Below are 18,445 nucleotides of genomic sequence, written 5' to 3'. Positions count from 1 at the left end.
AATTCAATATGATTGAAATCGTTCTTATCCGTCACGGCGCCACAGAGTGGAACGACCTGAATCGTTATCAGGGGCGCACGGATATTCCTCTGACGGAAGCTGCGAAGAATGATCTTGGCAGGTGGAATTTGACGGAACGTTGGATTCACTATGATCTTTTCTCAAGCCCTCTGCAACGAGCGCGGGAAACCGCCGGTATTTTGTTTCCGGAACGGCCTGTTCATGTTGATTCTCGTCTGATCGAGACGGATTTTGGCCGCTGGGAAGGTGAGTTTGTAGAAAGTATCCGTCAGGGACAGGATTTTTCACCGCCGTCCTATGGTTGGCAGGGGTGGGACTCGGGGCCGCCGGGGGGAGAAACTTACCAGCAGGTGGCCGATCGTTTGGAATCCTGGCTGGACGAGCTTGAGCTGCGGCACAAAGATTCCGTGGTCGTCACCCATAAGGGAGTTATTTTGGTAGCCTTGGCAATGGCTCACCGCTGGGACTTGAATTCCAAGCGTCCCTTTAAAATCCAAAAAGACTGCGCCCAAGTGCTGATGTATTCAAGCCGTGAGGGGTTGCAGATTCGTGAACTGAATCTGCCTCTAACCACTTAATTACAAACTGGCTTCGCGTCCCGCACTTTGGCGGATTTCTTTTTCATAGTAAATCTCAAAGCTCTGCTCTTGCGGAGGTGTGGTGAAGCCTCCTTGGATCCCTTTGGACAGGCGAGGCATCAGAACGTCATCGCGGAATTCTTCCCAGCTTTCCTGTGAATCATGGATCGCGATGACGGTCCATCCACCGTCAGACTCTCCGGCGGCATGATACAGCTGACCTTTGGGCAATGTGCTTCGGTCCGGATGCACAGCCGCCAAGGTGGCGTCGTATTGTTGTTTTGTGCCGTTCGGGAAAAAATGAACAATTCCAAATGCCATGGGAAACTCCTCTGAATGATTTAGAGGAAGTGTAGGGCACGGTTTTATTGTTGGGGAAATGGGAACAATTGAAGTGGTAACTTACACGGGATGTGTGTGCTGAGAGTCAGCAAAAAGGCCCGAAGGAATCGGGCCTTTTTATTTTTGAAAACTAGGACTTAGGAACTTTGGATTCGTCCACAGTGATTTCGATTTCCACGCGGCGGTTTTTAGCACGCGCTTCTTTCGTTTTCGCTGGGTCAACTGGGTTCAATGCACCCATACCAACAGAAGTCACTGTTTGTGCAGGGACACCAGAAGCGATCAATTGAGCGCTGACGGCTTTTGCACGCTGTTCAGACAATGGGTTGTTCACCATCTGAGTACCAGTGTCGTCAGTGTAACCTTTAACAGTCAGCACGTTCTCTGGATATTTCTTCATGATGGCAGCCAACTGGTTGATGTTGGTTTGCGCCGCTGGTTTCAAATCAGCTTTACCAGTGTCAAACAGGATGTCGCTTTTCAGCTTCGTGATCAGACCCTGTTCAGTTCTTTTGGTTTCAGCGATTTTCGCCAGTTCTTTTTGTTGTTTATCCAAACGGTGACCAACGGTACCACCGATACCAGCACCCAACGCTGCGCCAATCAAAGCGCCTTCGTTGCGTTTACCAGTTTGGTGACCAATCACCGCACCTGCAACAGCACCAATCGCCGCACCGATACCAGCACCTTTAGCTGTGTTTGGGTTTTCTTGTGTGGTCGCGCAGCCAGAAAGCATCATTGCTACTGCTGTGCCGATCAAAAGCATCTTTTTCATTTGGGGAACTCCTTGAAAGTTGAGCCTCCAATTATGACTGAACTTTGTTAGTTCGCAATCCTTGAAGCAGCTTGTCCTAAAACATTCCCTCCCTTATGCTAGTGTTTTGACCCAAGGAAAGGGGAGAAGAATGAAGCAGTACGTTTTGGCAGGCCTTATGGCTGTCTGTATGGTGTCCGGTGCCCAAGCTTTGGCCGACAATCGCTATATCGTCGTGAGCGGTTTTGCGGAGCGAGGACTGGACCCGAATTTGGTCAACCTCAATATCGAAGTCTGGAGCAAAGCCTCTACGGCGAAGCAAGCTCAAGGGTTGGCGGCTAACCAATTCAAACAGGTAAGAAAAACTCTGGAAGACTTCAAGATCAAAAAAGAAGACATCCAGACCGACAACTATTCTTTGAATCCGGAATATGAATACGATCAAAAACTTCGTCAGAATAAAATGGTCGGATTCCGTGTGTCCCAGTCTTTGACGGTGACTTTGCGTAAGGTTGAAGACGCCGGGAACTTCCTGGACGCCCTGGTGGCCGAGAAAAAGACCATGGATGCAGGTGTCAACGTGTCGTCACTTTCCTGGGATTCTGACAAGCGCGATCAGACAGAAACTGCGACCTTGGGTGAAGCCGTTCGTGCGACCCGCACCAAGGCTGATGAAATTGCCAAGGCGGCCGGTGTGAAGATCAAAGGTGTTTCCAAGATCAGCCACGGTGTTTCTGGCGGCTTGCCTCCACAACCGGTGTTCAGAAACTTTGGCGGCGCCAAAATGATGGCGGAAGCGGCTTCCACTGATGTGGCCGCGGGTCAGATCAAAGTTCGTGTCGAAGTGACTGCGGAATACGAGATCAACTAGTAAGAAAAGAATTGAATGCACTCGTTGCTATAGCGGGTGCCTTCAATTTTGACGTCCTTCATGTACGCCTTTTTGGCGGCATCTTTGTTCAGGTCAGCCCACGCTACGGGTGGATTCGTCGCCTGAGTGCTTTGCGGATAATAAAAATGAGTCACGGATTTTGGCAGCGGATTTTTCTGCGGGTGGGATAGCGCCTGATCGGCGGCTTTTTTGGAAAGCTCCCAGAACTTCTGCCATTGCGGGTGTTCACTTGGGCACAGGAAAAGTTTTGAATAAGTCGATTTTTTAGAAACTGCCGGATTGAACTGGGCTTTCTTGAAGATCACCCCGTGCAGACCCTTGCCAAACTGTTTGGCGTAACGGGGCTGGGCTTCTGCCAGCGCCACGCGGTTTTGCACACCCCAGGCAAGGCTGGCAAACAGGGAGTCTTCGTATTTGGCGCACTTTTCCAGATTGGTCGAAATGCCTTCCGCAAACACCAGACGCGCCAGCACTTCAAAGTCCGTGAGCTTTTCACGCTGGACGATCTGTTCGTTGCTTTCATCATTTTTACGCGTCAGACAGGCAGGGGTGGACTCAATTTTGGACAGGGTGATTTTATCCGGGGTCGAAGACGGCCCCTGGCAGCTGGTCGGACAAGGGGCTTCGGCATAAGCCAGCCCCGAGGTCAGCAGCAGTGCGGATAAAACCACCGCTTTCATTATTGAACCGGGAACAGGTAAGTGGTGGTCATGGCGTTTTTCTCGGTGATGGAGTGGATCTCGTAGATCTCAATCACGGCGCCAGTTTGTTTTAAGTTTTGTTTTACCATGAAGTCATTCACGCGTGGGTAAACTTTCAAAGGCCCGATGCCCGGGGACCCGGTGAATACCGCCATCACGTACTTGCGCTCGGGGATTTCGCCCACTTGCAGGCCTTCCACAAGTTGTGGTGGTTCGCCAGTGATGATGCAGCCCACTTTAGAGCGCAGGCGAGCTTCTTCCACGACTTGTGGATCGTCCAGGTATTCACCGAAGGTGCGGCCGCAGGTCATATTCTGGGAGGTCATGTACTTTTCAATACGCTCAAGCTGTTTGTTCACTTTGTGGTAAGGACCCACGTGTTCAACGTAAACGATCTTGAAAGGACCCTGAACAGATTCGGAAATATCAACGCCTTTGAAGGCGCCCAGATAATTCGCCAGGAAAAGGCCGAAAGAAATCATCGTTACTGCAACAAATACCAAAATATACTTCATCGTCTTAAACCCACTTGATAGAGCAGCCCATAGAGGCTGTTTGTTCTTCAGATACTTTATCGTTTTTCAAAAGTGTTTGAACGGCGTCAAACAACTCGCGTTTGGTCACTTTCGCAGCGTCTTTCCAGGAATCATCCAGGCGTCCGCGGTAAGAAAGCTTCAGGTCCTTGTCGTACACAAAATAATCCGGTGTGCACACCGCTCCGAAAGCGTGAGCCGCAGCCTGGGATTTGTCGTGCAGGTAAACGAACGGATAGCCTTTTTCTTGAGCGCGTTTTTGCAGATTCTCGAAGGAGTCTTCGCGGTTGTGGCTTTCTTCGTCGTTGGCACAAATGGCAATCACATTCACATTTTGTTTTTTCAAATCATGACCCAGATGGATCAAGCGGTCTTCAATCGCCTGCACATACGGACAGTGATTGCAGATGAACATCACCACCAAAGGCTGACCATTGCTGAAATCTTTCAGCGAATAAGTTTTGCCATCCACTGCGGGCAGAGTGAAGTCAGGGCATTTGTTTCCAAGATCCGGAAAAGGGGTGAAAGTCAGTGCCATCGTGCAAATTCCTTACAGTGTGGACCAGTTGATTTTTTTATCACCAATCAACAGACTGCCGTCTGCTTCCATGCCTGTGTACTTTTCTTTCAGCAAAGGATGCTGGTTCAAAGCTGTCAGCAAAGAAAGTTGATCTGTAGGGCTTAAAGATTCTTCTGCGTGTGAAACAGCATCCGTCAGTTCAAACATCAGACGATCCAGGAACGCCATATAGTCCTGACCCAATAGCGGTGCGCCCGCAGGCAAAGATTCAATCAGGCTGGTCGCCGTGTCGACGTCTTCCGGAGAATCGGTGACATTCAAACCCAAACCGATCACCAGACGAACCTCATCACCTTGCGCGACATTTTCTAACAGAATGCCGGCGATTTTTTTGTCGCCGATATAAATGTCATTCGGAGCTTTCAGATTCCAAGCCAAAAACGGCCAGGTCGTCGAGCATGCACGATACACTGCAAGACCAATAAGGCAGGATGTGGTCGGCTGAGGTTTAATACCCAAAAGATAAGACCAGGAGCTTAGAAGAGAACTGCCCGGACGCGCATCAATCCACGTGTTCTTGCCACGACCACGACCCGCGGTCTGGTGGTCCGTCACATAAAGGCACAAAGATTCTTCCAACAGGCTTTCGGCAAAAGCCTCTTCCTTGGCGACGGCGTTGGTGCTGGTCATTTCTTTTTGATAAGCCACGTACAGGTGATTGCCTTCGGCCCACTGGGAAGTGACGTGTCCAATGCGAATGTCAGAAGCTGGATTGTCCTTCGCCATTAGTCCTCCCACTGGAAGACAAGGCTGACGTCCGCACACGGAGCCGAGTGAGTCAACGCACCGACAGAGATATAGTTCACGCCCAGCGCGGCCACGGAAGCCACGCGCTCCAGATTCATATTGCCGCTGGCTTCGGTTTCAACTTCGGCGGGGATTACTTCCAGAGCTTTTTTCAAAGTGTCGTTGTCCATGTTGTCCAGAAGGATTCGGTGCGCCTTCATGGACACTGCTTCCTTAACGTCTTCCACGTTGCCCGCTTCCACTTCAATTGGAAGATTGCTGTGTTCACGCACGCGATTGATCGCGTTGGTGATCCCGCCCATGACAGAGATGTGATTGTCCTTGATCAGGATGGCATCGCTCAGATTCATGCGGTGATTGACGCCACCACCGTGAACCACGGCGCGCTTTTCCAGATCACGGAAGGCCGGAGTCGTTTTGCGGGTGTCGAGAATTTTGGTTTTGGAGCCTTCGATTTTTTTCACGAAACGGCGAGTGTGAGTTGCAATCCCGGACAGGTGACCCAGGAAGTTCAAAGCCACGCGCTCGGCTTTCAGGATTTGCACCAGATCGCCTTCGATCGTGCAGATGATTTGATTCTTAAGAATTTCATCGCCTTCTTCAAAGTGCCACTTGATACGGCAGGTGGGTTCCAAAGCCTGCATGGACTGTTCAAAAGCCATGGCGCCGGAAAGAACAATGTCTTCCTTTGCTTTCAGACGGGCACGTCCGATACGGGGTTTCAGGGCCAGGGATTCAGTGGTGACATCGCCATGAGGCATGTCTTCTTTGATGGCAGCGCGGATCAGCTCCAGCAACGTCATAATTAAGACCTCTTACTTGCAAAGAGGTCGACGCTGTAAGGACGGCCTCTTAAATGGACTTTTCAGTTTCGCGGAGGATTTTTTTGATTTCTTCGCGCACGATACGCTCAGCAATCTCCGGAAGGACCTTCCAGCAGATGGATTCGATCACTTCGCGAGCTTCCTCACGGATAATCTTTTCCATCATATTGGGGTCTAAGTCCATCTTGGATTGAGTATTGGGCTTAGCATTAGAAGCGGGCTGTGGGGCCGCGCCAGTAGTGGTGACTTTTGTTGCACCCTTTTTGAGGGTTTCCATCATTTGATCTTTGACGGATTTTTCCACGTTGGAAATGAAGGAGTCCGCAGCAGCCGATGGCGCTTTGGTTTTAGTCACTTCCGGAGCGGATTTCACAAAACTGATTTCTTCAAAGTCGCCATCCATCTCGATGTGGCCGGAAAGCTCGTCATCCTGAGGGATCACAAATTTGGAGGCAAAGTCGTTGCTGTCAGTTTCAGGGATCTGGATTTTGAATTTGGTCAGATCCTGATGAGCCCAGCCGCCCTCGTCGTGCTCGTCTTCCGCTTTGGGATTGGTCAGCGGAACTGCCGAAAATTCCTCGCCGGAAACCTCCAGCAGGTTGGCTTCTTCACTGTCGATTTCCGGGATGTTCAGGAAATCGCTTTTTTCCTCTGGAATAGCGTAAACGTTCTGCTCTGTTGCAGGGGCGTTTTCTGCTGGAGTTTCTTCAAACTCCGGCATTTCCGGGAAAGTCAGGAAGTTGGAAACTGGATTGGATTTCGTTTTTTGTACCAGATCAGACACCAGAGAGCGCAGATGATCGGCATCGAAAGGTTTTTCCAGGCGACGGTCCGCACGGCATTCGGTGGCTTTGGCTTCGTCGATTTCCATGAAACCGCTCCACATCAGCACCACTGGTACATTGACGGTTTCAGCGTCGTTTTTCAGGTCCGCGCAAACTTCGTAACCTGAACGTTTGGTTAACAACACATCGGCGAATACGATATCCGGCTTGAAGGTCTTTGTAACTTGCAATACGTCAAGACCCACGGGGACTGATTTAACTTCAACCCCGAAGTCAGACAATGCCAGTTGCATTACTTTTTTGATTGTGGAACTCTCATCTGCAAGCAAGACGCGTAAAGCCATAATCAAAGTTAAATTGGATTTCCGCCGCCAGTCAATGAGTTTAAGGGATTTGCCGTGAATAGGATCGATCGTTATACAGCTTGGCTCTTCGTGGGTTACTTCGTCGGTGGCCTTCTGGTGTTTTTGACTCTGTTCACTGCTGTTGACGCGATGTCCACAATGGTCAATTACAAGGACGTCGCTCCCTCAGCATTGGTGAATTATTACCTGTATTCGTTCCCAGGAATTATCTCGCAATTGTTGCCGGTGGCCTGTTTGCTGGGGGTGATCCTGACGCTGACCAGCCTGAATAAAGCCAATGAACTCGTTGCGTTATTTGCCAGCGGGATGAGCCTGATTCGTATCGCGGTTCCGATGCTGCTTTTGGTGGCGGTGATTTCGGCTTTGGGTTACATGGCGGCGGACCGGGTTCTGCCCCGCGCGACCAAACAAAAGAACTACATCCTGTACTATGACCTGAAAAAAGAGCCGCATCGTTTTTCCACGATCCGCACGGACCGAATCTGGTACCGCTCTAAAAACTCGATTTTCAATATCAAAACCCTGAATGCCAAAGGGGACGGGGCGCAAGGTTTGACCATGTACTTCTTCAGCGATGAATGGGACCTGGTGCAGATGATCACAGCGGCCGAGGTGAAAATCCAAGGCGCCCAATGGCTGCTGGAGCAGGGGACAGTGACGATCTTTAACAAGGACTCAAGCTTCCCGCTGACCAGTCCGTTTAAGACCAAAAGCATCGTGATGGCCGAGGATTCCAAGGACCTGCAAAGTGCCGGTCAGACCGCCGATATGATGTCGCAAAAAGAGCTTGAGCACTTTATCGACAAGAATAAGGCGGCGGGCCTGGATACAGTGGCTTACGAGGTGGATTATCATTCCAAAATCAGCTTTGCCTTTGCCGGCATGGTCATGTGCCTGTTGGGTATTCCTTTCAGTGTGGGTCGGGCCCGGTCCGGGGGCACCATGCTGAATGTCGGGATCTGTCTGGCCCTGGTTTTCGCCTATTACGTGTTCTATTCGTCCGGGATTACTTTAGGGCAGCACGGGACCCTGCCTCCGGTCGCGGCGGCTTGGGCTCCCAACATAGTTATGTTGGGAGTGGCCTTCGTTCTTCTCAAAAAGCTGAAACGCTGATATAATGGGGGCCTCCCGGAGGCCCTTATGATCATGAAAATCCTCACATTCCCAGACCCGAAGTTGCGTGAAGTTTCGCAACCGGTTGAATCCTTTGGACCTGAAATCGCCAAATTGGCTGAAGACATGGTTGAGACTATGTACCACGCCAACGGGATCGGTCTGGCAGCTCCGCAAGTGGGCGAGCTGGTTCGCATGGTGGTGATCGACACTCGTCCCAAAGACGAAAAAGGCCGCCGTTATAAATACGAAGAAATGACGGAACTTGAGGCCGCTGTGAAACAGCCGTTGATTCTGATCAACCCGGAAATCGTCAAAGGCGAAGGCAAAACAACTTTCGATGAAGGCTGTTTGTCCATTCCTGGTTATTATGAAACCGTTCAGCGCTTTAATTACATCGAAATGAAAGCGTTCGACGTGAATGGCAAAGAGTACATCGTGAAAACCGACGGTTTGCTTGCAATCTGCATGCAGCACGAGATGGATCACCTTGAAGGCACTTTGTTCATCGATCACCTGAGCTTCATCAAGGGCAACAAAATCAAAAATCAAATCAAGAAATTTGGTTACCCGGTAAAAAAAGAAAAAGAAGGCGAAGAGACAACTGCTGACGAAGAAAAGTGTGAAGTGTGAGCAAGGTCCGCGTCTGTTTTCTAGGAACCCCTGAATTTGCCGTGACCTCTTTGAAAGCTCTGTTGTCTGATGAGCACTTTGAGGTCGTGGGTGTTGTCACCCAGCCTGACCGTCCTGCCGGTCGTAAACTCCAACTGACTCCAAGTCCCGTAAAAGCTCTGGCTCAAGCCCACAATCTGAAGGTTCTGGCGCCCGAGTCTTTGAAAGCCAATCCCCTGATGCTTCAGGAAATCAAAACCTGGGGTGCCGAGGTGGCGGTTGTCGTGGCCTTTGGTCAAATCCTGACGCAGGAATTTTTGGATTCATTCCGCTTTGGTTGCGTGAATGTGCATGGATCTGTTTTGCCACGCTGGCGTGGGGCGGCTCCGATCCAAAGAGCCATCGAAGCCGGTGACGTCGAAAGCGGCGTGACCCTGCAGAAGATGGTTAAAAAACTGGATGCCGGTGACATCATCGGCATTCGTCGTGTGAAAATCACTCCGGACATGAACGCATTGCAGTTGCACGATGTGCTGGCCCAGTTGGGTGCGGAACTTCTGCAAGTGGAACTGATGGACTATGTTCGTGGCAATCTTGCGCCAACACCTCAGGATGAATCCAAGGTGACGCTGGCGAAAAAAATCGAAAAGATGGAATCCCAGATCGACTGGAGCACTTCTGCCAAAGCGATCGACGGAAAGATCCGCGGCTTTGTCTATGGCCCGGGCACCTATACTTTGTTGCAGGGGAAAAAACTGAAATTGCACAAAGCCACCATCACTCGTGATGGCGGTTCTATTGGCAGTGCCAAGCCCGGCACGATCACGGCCGTTCACGAAGATCATATTTCTGTTGCGACCGGTGACGGTGTTTTGCAATTGTTTGAAGTTCAGCCTGAAAGCCGTAACCGCATGGCGATTGCTGATTTCCTGAAAGGTCATGCCTTGAAAGCGGGGGATCAGCTTGGCGTCTAAGATGGTGGCTCCTTCCATTTTGTCGGCGGATTTTGCCAATCTTGAAAAAGAGATCAAGGCCGTGGCTGCGGCAGGAGCCGATTGGATTCACGTGGATGTGATGGATGGGCGCTTTGTGCCGAATATCACCATTGGAATCCCGGTGGTGAAGGCGCTGAAAAAAGTGTCGCCACTTCCTTTGGATGTGCATCTGATGATCGAAGAACCCGAGCGCTATGTGGAAGAATTCGTGAAAGCGGGCAGTGACTATCTGACCATTCACGTGGAATCCACCAAAGACGCCGCAGGGACTTTGAAACGCATTCGTGAATTGGGCGCAAAACCCGGAATCACTCTGCGTCCGCGCACGGCGGTGGAAGAGGTTCTGCCTTTATTGCCATTGTGTGAGCTGGTGCTGGTGATGACCGTAGAGCCTGGCTTTGGTGGTCAGTCCTTCATGAATGATCAGGTCGCGAAAATCACTCGTCTGCGTCAGGAAATTTCATCCAAGAACTTGTCCTGCCTGATTGAGGTTGATGGCGGCATCAATGCTGAAACCGCGAGGATCTGCCACGAGGCGGATGTATTCGTTGCCGGCAGTTATGTCTTTGGCAAAGAATACGGTTCGGCGATCGCCAGTCTTAAAGGGTCGTAAAACGCACGGCCCTCTTCCAAATAAACAGCTCCCAGTTCTTGTTCCTGCGCCAGCATCACGCTGTGCACGCGGCGGCTGACAAGCGGGGTGAGCATTTCCAGTGCCTTTTCAAGGGCGACAAATTTGAAATCTTTAATTTCATACATGGGCAGGCGGATGTTTTGCGCCTGATGTTCTGTGAGATCTTTGGCAGAAAAAAGCAGTTGCATGTATTCGCCTTTGACGTCGCGGTTGCTGACATAGTCGATGGCCAGCAGCGAGCCGGCTTGAGTGTTTAATCCGAGCTCTTCCTTTAATTCGCGTTGCAGGGCTTCGCTGGGGGATTCTTCGGCTTCGACGGTTCCGCCGGGAAGGATCCAGGCCGGGTTGTAGGTGGGTTGAACGATCAAAAGATCCCCTTTATAGAACAGCAGTGCGCCCACTCCGATGCGTTTTTTTGGCAATGAGGCGTAGTATTCGCGGTCATCTTTGTAACTTCGTAACATAAGCGCTCCAAGGTCGTGTGTGTCTGGACTGGGCTTTCGGTAGGGTGGGGTTTCGGTCGTTGACCCTGCGAAAGAGTCTCTTCAAAATTCTAAAGGATGCCTAAATTTTTTGGGTTACAAAAGGAGAAGACTTTATGAAAAAGCTCTTGGTCATGTTGGCTGTTGTTATGGGTTTCGGGAGCGTATCTCACGCAGATATTCTGCTAGAGCCGTATCTTGGCTATGAAATGGGTAAAACCACAGATCCAGATGGGAAAATCGACGGAACTCAGTTGGGTGTGCGTTTGGCGTACAGATCCCCGGTGATGTTCTGGGCGGGTCTTGATGGCACATTAGGTTTGAGCGGCACTTTCAAGCCAGACACTGGCAGCGATGAGACTGCAAAAAGAACAACAGTCTACGGTGTGGTTGGTCTTGATTTCCCGATCCTTGTTCGCGCATGGCTGGGTTATGGCTTCATGAACGACGTCGATCTTGAGGACAGCGGCAAGATGAAAGGTAAAGCGACTAAATTGGGCGTAGGCTTCACGGGTCTGCCATTCCTTTCTTTGAACGTGGAATATCTGAAAGAAACATTCGACGAAGTTGACGGCGTTGATATCGACGCTAAAAACGAATCCGTCGTTGTTTCCGTATCCCTGCCTCTGGAATTCTAAAAACCAAACAAATTCCAATCCAAAAGCCACTCCAACGGAGTGGCTTTTTTCGTTTAAAAGGTGCCTGGTTGTTTTTTCTGGCGTCGCCGCGTCAAGTCGCGTAATGCGACGTAGCCAGAAAAAACAACCAGGCACCTTTCTTTGCCAGTTTTGCGGGGATTTTGCTAGGATGCGGGCTTCTTAAGAGAGGCTCAGAATATGCAAATTACTGGTGAGAATATCACGCTTGAAAACCTATACCAAATTGCCCACAACCCTTCCATCAAAGCGGAGCTGTCTGCTTCCGGAAGAGCCAATATGCAAAAGTCCCGCGATTATATCGAGGGTCGTATCGCCAGCGGTGAAGTGATGTACGGTGTGAACACCGGCTTTGGTGCATTTTCTTCCGTTCGTATCTCTGATGCTGAAATTGAACAGCTGCAAAGAAATCTGATCCGTTCCCACTCGATGGGTATTGGGGCTCCATTCACTAAAACGGAAACGCGTGCGATGATGGTTCTGCGTGCGAATGCTTTGGCTAAAGGCCACAGCGGTATTCGTCCGTTGGTTGTTGAAAAAATTCTTGAGTTCCTGAACAACGACATCATCCCGGTGGTTCCTTCTCAAGGGTCCGTGGGCGCGTCGGGTGACTTGGCTCCGCTTTCTCACCTGGCATTGACCATCATCGGTGAAGGTGAAGCGTGGGGAGCTGACGGCAAGATCGTGCACGTCACTGAATTGTTGAAAGCTAAAGGCATCACTCCGCTGGAGCTGAAAGCCAAAGAAGGTCTTTCCATGATCAATGGTTGTCAGGTGATGACATCCATCGGTCTTTTGTCTTTGTGGGAAAATCGCCGCTTGTTGTGGCTGGCAGATCTGGCTGGCGCGATGTCCTTGGAAGGCTTGCGTGGTTCCAGAAAACCGTTTGATCCGTTGATTCAAGCCAGCCGCCCTCACGCAGGTGAAGGCAAGACCGGCCGCAATTTGATTCGTTTGATGGGCGAAACCAGCCCGATCGCTGAAAGCCATGCGGTGAACGATCCGCGCGTTCAGGATGCGTACTCTTTGCGTTGTATGCCGGCTGTTCACGGCGCAGCCAAAGATGCTCTAAGATACGCGGTGAAAGTTTTGGAAACTGAAGCGAACTCCTCCACGGACAACCCGCTGGTATTTGCGGATGCGAACAAAGTTCTTTCCTGCGGTAACTTCCACGGTATGCCCGTGGCGCACGCGATGGATTTTGCGGGGATTGCGCTATCTTCCCAAGCAAGCATCAGCGAATGCCGTATTTCCAAAATGATCTCTACACAAATGAGTGAGCTTCCGCCATTCCTGACTCCAAACGGAGGCTTGAATTCCGGTCACATGATCGTGCAGGTGGCGGCAGCCTCTTTGGTGAGTGAAAATAAAGTTCTGGCACATCCGGCCAGCGTGGACTCCATTCCGACGTCTGCAGAAAAAGAAGACCACGTTTCCATGGGTACTATTGCGGCCCGTAAGTTCGCGCAGATTCTTCGTAACGCGGAAAACGTGGTGGCGATGGAATTGCTGTCTGCAACTCAGGCTTTGGATTTGTTGGCTCCGTTGAAGCCCTCAGCAGCCGTTAAGGCCGCTCACGATCACATTCGCAAGACTGTGCCGTTTGCAAAAGAAGACCGCATTTTCTCTAAAGACGTCGAGGCGATCAAAGCCATGATGGTGTCTGGCGAGTTGATGGCCGTTGTTGAGCAAGCTGTCGGCGAATTGGAATGGTAATTAAATTTAATTTCTAGCGCACTGCTTATGCAAAAGTAAGCAGGTACCTTTTGGAGGATTTATGTCTCGTGTTGTTAAAGCCCCTACTGGGAACAAGATGGTTTGTAAGGGGTGGTTGCAGGAAGCGGCTTACCGCATGATTCAGAACAATCTGGATCCGGTGATTGCCGAGCACCCGGAAGAACTGGTTGTTTACGGTGGTATCGGTAAAGCGGCTCGCAACTGGGAATCTTTCGACAAGATCCTGGAAGCTTTGAAAGAGCTTGAAAATGACGAGACTCTTTTGGTGCAGTCTGGTAAGCCCATCGGCATTTTGAAAACTCACGAAGATGCGCCTCGCGTTCTTTTGGCGAACTCCAACCTTGTGCCTAAATGGGCGACTTGGGAGCACTTCAACGAACTCGATAAAAAAGGTCTGATGATGTACGGTCAGATGACGGCGGGTTCCTGGATCTACATCGGAACTCAAGGGATCATCCAGGGGACTTATGAGTCCTTCGTGGAAGCCGGTCGTCAGCACTTTGGCGGCAACCTGACCGGTCGTGTGATTCTGACTGCGGGCTTGGGCGGCATGGGTGGCGCACAACCACTTGCCGGTGTGTTTGCTGGTGCCTGCGTTCTGGCGGTAGAGATCGATCCGACTCGCATCCAGAAGCGTCTTGAAACCAAATACATTGATGAAGTGGCAACAGATCTTGACGATGCTTTGGCGCGTATCAAAAAGTACACGGCAGCCGGTGAAGCGAAATCCGTGGCTTTGCAGGGCAATATGGCCACGGTGATTCACCAGTTGATCGAAAAAAACTTTACTCCGGATCTTTTGACAGATCAGACATCCGCACACGATCCATTGGTGGGCTACATCCCAGAAGGTTACACTGTCGAGACTGCAAAAACCTTCCGTGAAAAAGATCAAAAGGCTTATTTGAAAGCGGCTTATGATTCCATGGCAAAACACGTTCGCGGCATGCTGGCGATGAAAGATCGCGGCGCTGTGACGTTTGACTATGGTAACAACCTGCGCGCACGTGCTCAGGAAGCGGGCGTTGAAAATGCATTCGACTATCCAGGCTTCGTTCCGGCGTTCATCCGTCCTTTGTTCTGCAAAGGCTCGGGTCCATTCCGTTGGGTGGCTTTGTCGGGTGATCCAAATGATATCAAGGTCACTGACGATGCGATGAGAAAACTATTCCCGCACAAGAAAGACCTTCTGCGCTGGTTGGACATGGCTGAAGAGCGCATTGCCTTCCAGGGCTTGCCAGCACGTATCTGTTGGCTGGAGTACGGAGAGCGTGCGAAAGCGGGCTTGATGTTCAATCAACTGGTTGCTGAAGGTAAAGTGAAAGCGCCGATCGTTATCGGTCGAGATCACTTGGACTGCGGATCTGTGGCTTCTCCGAATCGTGAAACGGAAGCGATGAAGGACGGATCTGACGCTGTCAGTGACTGGGCTTTGTTGAACGCACTTGTGAACACCGCTTGCGGTGCCACTTGGGTCAGCTTGCACCACGGTGGTGGTGTGGGTATGGGTTACAGCCAGCACGCCGGTCAGGTCATCGTTGCTGACGGCACCGAAAAAGCCGCTCGTCGTCTGGAAAGAGTGTTAACTGCCGATCCAGCAATGGGTGTATTTAGACATTTGGACGCGGGCTATGAATTGGCTCACGACGTAGCAAAAGAACGCGGTGTCCGCAGTTTGTGGTTGTAGTCGGCACTGCCGACAGAGCTGCAGCACCGGCAGGTGCGAAAGCTGAAGTAGCTCTGTATGTGATCACATAAATGCATCATTCAAAGGCGTTGGAATTTCTCCAGCGCCTTTTTATTTCGGCCTCAAAAGCTTTGTGTGATTTCACAAAAAATAATTTTGTGAGTCCTCTCTGATTTCTTTCTCATATTCACATCGTCCTTAAATGAGACCCGAAAGCCTTGCCAACTTCTGCTAATCATCAGACCATTATTACATGATGCTCTTTAATTATTAGGAGGACTCCTATGAAATCGACAGCGAAAGCAGTGGCGATCTCTCGCCCTGTAAATATGAAAGCAGTGAAGCTGCTGATTAGTTTATTTGCTTTGTTACTTTTGTTTCTGTTTAACTTTGAAGCCAAGGCTCAAACTCCTGACGTTGTGCGCGTCGGGAATCTGAAGTTCGCTCACTATGGTGCCATCAGTTACATGAGCGAATACTGCACCAAGTACAACTTGAAAGTGACCGAGCGTGTGTTCGCAAAAGGCATTGATATCATGCCGGCGATCATCGCGGGTGAAATTGACGTGGCTGCCAGTGCCGCGGATGCGGCGATTGCCGGTCGTTCCGGTGGAGTGCCTATCTATGCCGTGGCTGGCTTTGCTGAAGGTGGCGCGCGCATCGTGATTCGTCCGGATGTAGGCATCAAATCAGTGAAAGACTTTAAAGGTAAAAAAGTCGGTGTGGCTCGTGGTGGGGCGCAGGAGTTGTTGTTGTTGGCAGAACTTGCCAAGCACAACCTGACCTGGTCCGACCAGCCGGGTAAAGACGTGCGTATCGTGTACATGGCCTTCGCCGATTTGAATCAGGCCTTGCAGGCAAAGAACATCGACGCCATGGCACAGAGCGAACCACAAGCTTCTCAAGCTATTAATAAGGGCTTCGGTGTGGAGCTGTTGAAACCTTATGACACTCCAATGGGTGAACCGATCCGTACTTTGGTGATGACGGAAAAGATGTACAACACCAAAAAGCCTGTCGCTGAAAGATTCATGAAGTGCTTCGTGGAAGCAACCAAAGCCTTCATTGAAAAACCTGAACTGGCTGAAAAATATGTGATCGAGAAAATGTTCAAAAACCAGATTTCATCCCAGGATTTCAAGGATGCGATCGGAAACTCTCCCTACACTTATGACCTGACTGTAGAACACATCCAGATCACCACGGACTTTATGGTGAAATACGGCGTGGGCCGCATGCAGAAGCCACCCAAAGCTTCTGACTGGGTGAAACTGGATCTGTTGGCTGATGCGAAGAAAGCATTGGGCGTGAAGTAGGTGAGTATGAATAAGGATCAAGGATTGATGTCGAAGCTCAAAGGTGTCTGGGTGCCGGCGATTGTGGTGATTGTGTGGGAAGTCGTGGTGCGAGCAGGTTGGGTGAATCCTCAGGTCCTTCCGGCGCCTTCGGCAGTGCTTGTAAAATGGTATCAGTACCTGATGCCACTTGAAGCTTACGATCCGGCGCAAGGTTCAAAGTTTGCCTGGTATTTTTCAGGCGAATTGATTCGCGATCTTTGGGAAAGCTTTTATCGTGTGTTCCTGGGCTTTGTGATCGGTGGGGGGCTGGCTTTGCCGCTGGGTCTTTTAATGGGCGCAAGCCAGCGTATTTATGATTATATGAATCCGCTGATTCAGGTTTTGCGTCCGATCCCGCCGATTGCTTACATTCCTTTGGCGATCTTGTGGTTCGGGTTGGGGAATCCTCCGGCCGTGTTCCTGATTGCTCTGGGGGCGTTCTTCCCGGTTTTGATGAATACCATTGTGGGTGTGCGTGCTGTGGACAGTATCTATATCCGTGCCGGTAAAAACCTGGGTGCGGGATCTTTCCTGATGTTCAGAAAAATCATCGTGCCGGCAGCGATGCCGTACATCCTGAGCGGTGTGCGCATCGGTATCGGGACTGGTTTCATCTGTATGATCGTGGCCGAAATGATCGCGGTGAACAACGGGCTGGGGTATCGCATTCTGGAGGCACGTGAGTACTTCTGGTCTGACAAGATCATCGCCGGAATGTTCTCTATCGGTCTGTTGGGGCTTGCGATCGACACTGTCGTCAGCCGTTTGAATAACTATCTGCTGCGCTGGCATCGAGGTCTTGAATAATGGCGAATCCAACTCAAATCGAAATCAAGCATGTTTCCAAAGTTTTCAAAGGATCCGAGCAGGATGTGATTGCCCTGAAGGATATTGATTTCAATATCCCGGAAGGTCAGTTCGTGTGTCTGTTGGGACCGTCGGGTTGTGGCAAGAGCACTCTTTTGAATGCTATTGCAGGGTTCTCGGCGCCTTCTGACGGGGATGTCTTCGTCGGGGGGCATAAGATCGTCGAGCCTGGACCTGATCGCGGTATGGTGTTTCAAGAGTATGCTCTATTCCCATGGATGACGGTCGAGGACAACATCACCTTCGGTCTGAAAATCAAAAACGCGCCACCAGATCAGATAGAACAAAAGCTGCAGCAGCTTTTGAAGACGCTGAAGCTTACGGACTTCCGTAAACGCTTCCCGAAAGATCTTTCCGGGGGGATGAGGCAGCGTGTGGCTATTGCCCGCGTATTGGCCCTGGATCCGCCGATCATGCTGATGGATGAACCGTTCGGGGCGCTGGATGCTTTAACCCGCAGAAGCCTGCAGGATGAATTGTTGAAGATCTGGAGCGAGCTGAAAAAAACCGTCGTGTTCGTCACTCACAGTATTGAAGAGGCCATTTACCTCGCTGATCGCATTATCGTGATGAGCTATCGTCCGGGCACAGTGAAAAAAGACGTGATTGTGCAAATCCCGCGTCCGCGCAATCCCGCAGACGTTGATTTTAATAATCTGAAACGTGAACTGTCACAGATGGTGATGGCAGAGCAAAATCGCTTTGAGATGGCCCAGATGGCGGGTTCGACCGGAGACTGATTATTCGTCCGTAGGGGAGCCGGTGGTCACACTGTTGTTTGTGGTCACGCGGCTTCGGCTCATTTGGTGCAGTTTGTGTCCGAAGTGATGCAGCAGCATCCCCAAGAATGAAAAACCAATTCCCAAAACTAGTGTCGTCGTCGTGGACACGAACGCCAGATTTAAGAACTCTTTGATCGAGGGGGCTTCGGTGTAGGACAGCTTCAAGCTGTTACGAATCAAGAGCGGCAGGATATACCCCAGGGTCATCAGCAAAGAGTTTTCCAGAATGTGGATGAATCTGCGCGCCAGCAGGCCATTCATAAGAAACAGCAGACACAGGAAGTTGACGGAATCGCCAATGATCTCCCAGTTCAGCGCTTGGTACACAAGGACCAGCGAGCCCGAAAAAAAGAGGGTGTAATAGACCCACAAGCTTCGGCTGTGCAAAAATGAACCGCTTTTTGTCATGCAATAGACCCTC

22 protein-coding genes are annotated in these 18,445 nt (G+C 50.6%); 12 read left to right on the top strand and 10 right to left on the bottom strand.

The window, feature by feature from the left end; genetic code table 11:
* Positions 1-8: 8 nt before the first annotated feature.
* Positions 9-599: a histidine phosphatase family protein gene (locus BDT_RS13465; protein ID WP_015091795.1), complete on the top strand. Its 591-nt coding sequence runs from the start codon at positions 9-11 to the stop codon at positions 597-599.
* Here BDT_RS13465 and BDT_RS13460 read toward each other — a convergent pair whose 3' ends face one another.
* Together BDT_RS13460 and BDT_RS13455 are read right to left on the bottom strand one after the other, a co-directional pair.
* The gene (locus tag BDT_RS13460; RefSeq protein WP_015091794.1) at positions 600-920 is read right to left on the bottom strand and encodes a hypothetical protein; all 321 of its coding nucleotides are present in this window, start codon (positions 918-920) and stop codon (positions 600-602) included.
* A gap of 151 nt (positions 921-1,071) precedes the next feature.
* Positions 1,072-1,716 (bottom strand): OmpA family protein, encoded by a 645-nt coding sequence (locus BDT_RS13455; protein WP_015091793.1) that lies wholly within the window; start codon positions 1,714-1,716, stop codon positions 1,072-1,074.
* Positions 1,717-1,846: 130 nt separating this feature from the next.
* Here BDT_RS13455 and BDT_RS13450 point away from each other — a divergent pair, with 130 nt between their 5' ends.
* Positions 1,847-2,566 carry an SIMPL domain-containing protein gene (locus tag BDT_RS13450; RefSeq protein WP_235046130.1) on the top strand — a complete coding sequence of 240 codons (720 nt, stop codon included), beginning with the start codon at positions 1,847-1,849 and terminating at the stop codon, positions 2,564-2,566.
* Here the strand turns inward: BDT_RS13450 and BDT_RS13445 are convergent.
* Genes BDT_RS13445 through BDT_RS13420 form a run of 6 tightly spaced genes read right to left on the bottom strand, consistent with a single transcriptional unit; the run spans position 2,563 to position 7,101 of the window.
* Positions 2,563-3,267 carry a cell wall hydrolase gene (locus BDT_RS13445; RefSeq protein ID WP_015091791.1) on the bottom strand — a complete coding sequence of 235 codons (705 nt, stop codon included), beginning with the start codon at positions 3,265-3,267 and terminating at the stop codon, positions 2,563-2,565. The two genes, BDT_RS13450 and BDT_RS13445, sit on opposite strands and share 4 nt — an antisense overlap.
* Positions 3,267-3,803, bottom strand: a complete 537-nt coding sequence (locus BDT_RS13440; protein ID WP_041577871.1) for a GyrI-like domain-containing protein — start codon at positions 3,801-3,803, stop codon at positions 3,267-3,269. The genes BDT_RS13445 and BDT_RS13440 overlap by 1 nt, the downstream gene beginning before the upstream one ends.
* A gap of 4 nt (positions 3,804-3,807) precedes the next feature.
* Positions 3,808-4,359, bottom strand: coding sequence for a thioredoxin family protein (locus BDT_RS13435; protein WP_015091789.1), 552 nt, complete (start codon positions 4,357-4,359; stop codon positions 3,808-3,810).
* Positions 4,360-4,371: 12 nt separating this feature from the next.
* On the bottom strand, positions 4,372-5,127 hold the full coding sequence (locus BDT_RS13430) for a biotin--[acetyl-CoA-carboxylase] ligase (protein ID WP_015091788.1): 756 nt from the start codon (positions 5,125-5,127) through the stop codon (positions 4,372-4,374).
* Positions 5,127-5,951, bottom strand: a complete 825-nt coding sequence (nadC, locus tag BDT_RS13425; RefSeq protein WP_015091787.1) for a carboxylating nicotinate-nucleotide diphosphorylase — start codon at positions 5,949-5,951, stop codon at positions 5,127-5,129. Before nadC ends, BDT_RS13430 begins: the two co-directional genes overlap by 1 nt.
* Before the next feature lie 49 nt (positions 5,952-6,000).
* Entirely contained in the window at positions 6,001-7,101 is a 1,101-nt protein-coding gene (locus tag BDT_RS13420; protein WP_268742048.1) for a response regulator, read from the bottom strand.
* A 54-nt stretch (positions 7,102-7,155) separates the two neighbouring features.
* Here BDT_RS13420 and lptG point away from each other — a divergent pair, with 54 nt between their 5' ends.
* Genes lptG through rpe form a run of 4 tightly spaced genes read left to right on the top strand, consistent with a single transcriptional unit; the run spans position 7,156 to position 10,455 of the window.
* Positions 7,156-8,235: an LPS export ABC transporter permease LptG gene (gene lptG, locus BDT_RS13415; RefSeq protein WP_041577869.1), complete on the top strand. Its 1,080-nt coding sequence runs from the start codon at positions 7,156-7,158 to the stop codon at positions 8,233-8,235.
* 27 nt (positions 8,236-8,262) lie between these two features.
* Positions 8,263-8,868, top strand: a complete 606-nt coding sequence (gene def / locus BDT_RS13410; RefSeq protein ID WP_015091784.1) for a peptide deformylase — start codon at positions 8,263-8,265, stop codon at positions 8,866-8,868.
* On the top strand, positions 8,865-9,821 hold the full coding sequence (fmt, locus tag BDT_RS13405) for a methionyl-tRNA formyltransferase (RefSeq protein WP_015091783.1): 957 nt from the start codon (positions 8,865-8,867) through the stop codon (positions 9,819-9,821). The genes def and fmt overlap by 4 nt, the downstream gene beginning before the upstream one ends.
* A gap of 1 nt (position 9,822) precedes the next feature.
* Complete coding sequence (gene rpe, locus BDT_RS13400) at positions 9,823-10,455, top strand: ribulose-phosphate 3-epimerase (RefSeq protein WP_015091782.1); 633 nt, start codon at positions 9,823-9,825, stop codon at positions 10,453-10,455.
* Here rpe and BDT_RS13395 read toward each other — a convergent pair.
* Positions 10,401-10,940, bottom strand: coding sequence for an NUDIX domain-containing protein (locus tag BDT_RS13395; RefSeq protein ID WP_051026315.1), 540 nt, complete (start codon positions 10,938-10,940; stop codon positions 10,401-10,403). The two genes, rpe and BDT_RS13395, sit on opposite strands and share 55 nt — an antisense overlap.
* A gap of 134 nt (positions 10,941-11,074) precedes the next feature.
* Here BDT_RS13395 and BDT_RS13390 point away from each other — a divergent pair, with 134 nt between their 5' ends.
* The 6 genes from BDT_RS13390 to BDT_RS13365 all read left to right on the top strand — a co-directional run bounded on the left by BDT_RS13390 (position 11,075) and on the right by BDT_RS13365 (position 17,982).
* A complete protein-coding gene (locus tag BDT_RS13390) occupies positions 11,075-11,596 on the top strand; it encodes an outer membrane beta-barrel protein (RefSeq protein WP_015091781.1) in 522 nt (173 codons plus the stop codon).
* 198 nt (positions 11,597-11,794) lie between these two features.
* Complete coding sequence (gene hutH, locus BDT_RS13385; protein WP_015091780.1) at positions 11,795-13,330, top strand: histidine ammonia-lyase; 1,536 nt, start codon at positions 11,795-11,797, stop codon at positions 13,328-13,330.
* A gap of 61 nt (positions 13,331-13,391) precedes the next feature.
* Positions 13,392-15,038, top strand: a complete 1,647-nt coding sequence (gene hutU, locus BDT_RS13380; RefSeq protein ID WP_041577868.1) for a urocanate hydratase — start codon at positions 13,392-13,394, stop codon at positions 15,036-15,038.
* 329 nt (positions 15,039-15,367) lie between these two features.
* A complete protein-coding gene (locus BDT_RS13375) occupies positions 15,368-16,354 on the top strand; it encodes an ABC transporter substrate-binding protein (RefSeq protein ID WP_041578367.1) in 987 nt (328 codons plus the stop codon).
* 6 nt (positions 16,355-16,360) lie between these two features.
* Positions 16,361-17,182: an ABC transporter permease gene (locus BDT_RS13370; RefSeq protein WP_015091777.1), complete on the top strand. Its 822-nt coding sequence runs from the start codon at positions 16,361-16,363 to the stop codon at positions 17,180-17,182.
* The gene (locus BDT_RS13365) at positions 17,182-17,982 is read left to right on the top strand and encodes an ABC transporter ATP-binding protein (protein WP_015091776.1); all 801 of its coding nucleotides are present in this window, start codon (positions 17,182-17,184) and stop codon (positions 17,980-17,982) included. The genes BDT_RS13370 and BDT_RS13365 overlap by 1 nt, the downstream gene beginning before the upstream one ends.
* Here the strand turns inward: BDT_RS13365 and BDT_RS13360 are convergent, their stop codons facing one another.
* Positions 17,983-18,432, bottom strand: a complete 450-nt coding sequence (locus BDT_RS13360) for a hypothetical protein (protein WP_080602410.1) — start codon at positions 18,430-18,432, stop codon at positions 17,983-17,985.
* Between the last annotated feature and the right edge of the window lie 13 nt (positions 18,433-18,445).

It is taken from the genome of Bdellovibrio bacteriovorus str. Tiberius (assembly GCF_000317895.1).
In the GTDB taxonomy this organism is placed as follows: domain Bacteria; phylum Bdellovibrionota; class Bdellovibrionia; order Bdellovibrionales; family Bdellovibrionaceae; genus Bdellovibrio; species Bdellovibrio bacteriovorus_F.
Note: the sequence above shows the minus strand (reverse complement) of the source record. Positions and strands in the feature narration are given on the sequence as shown.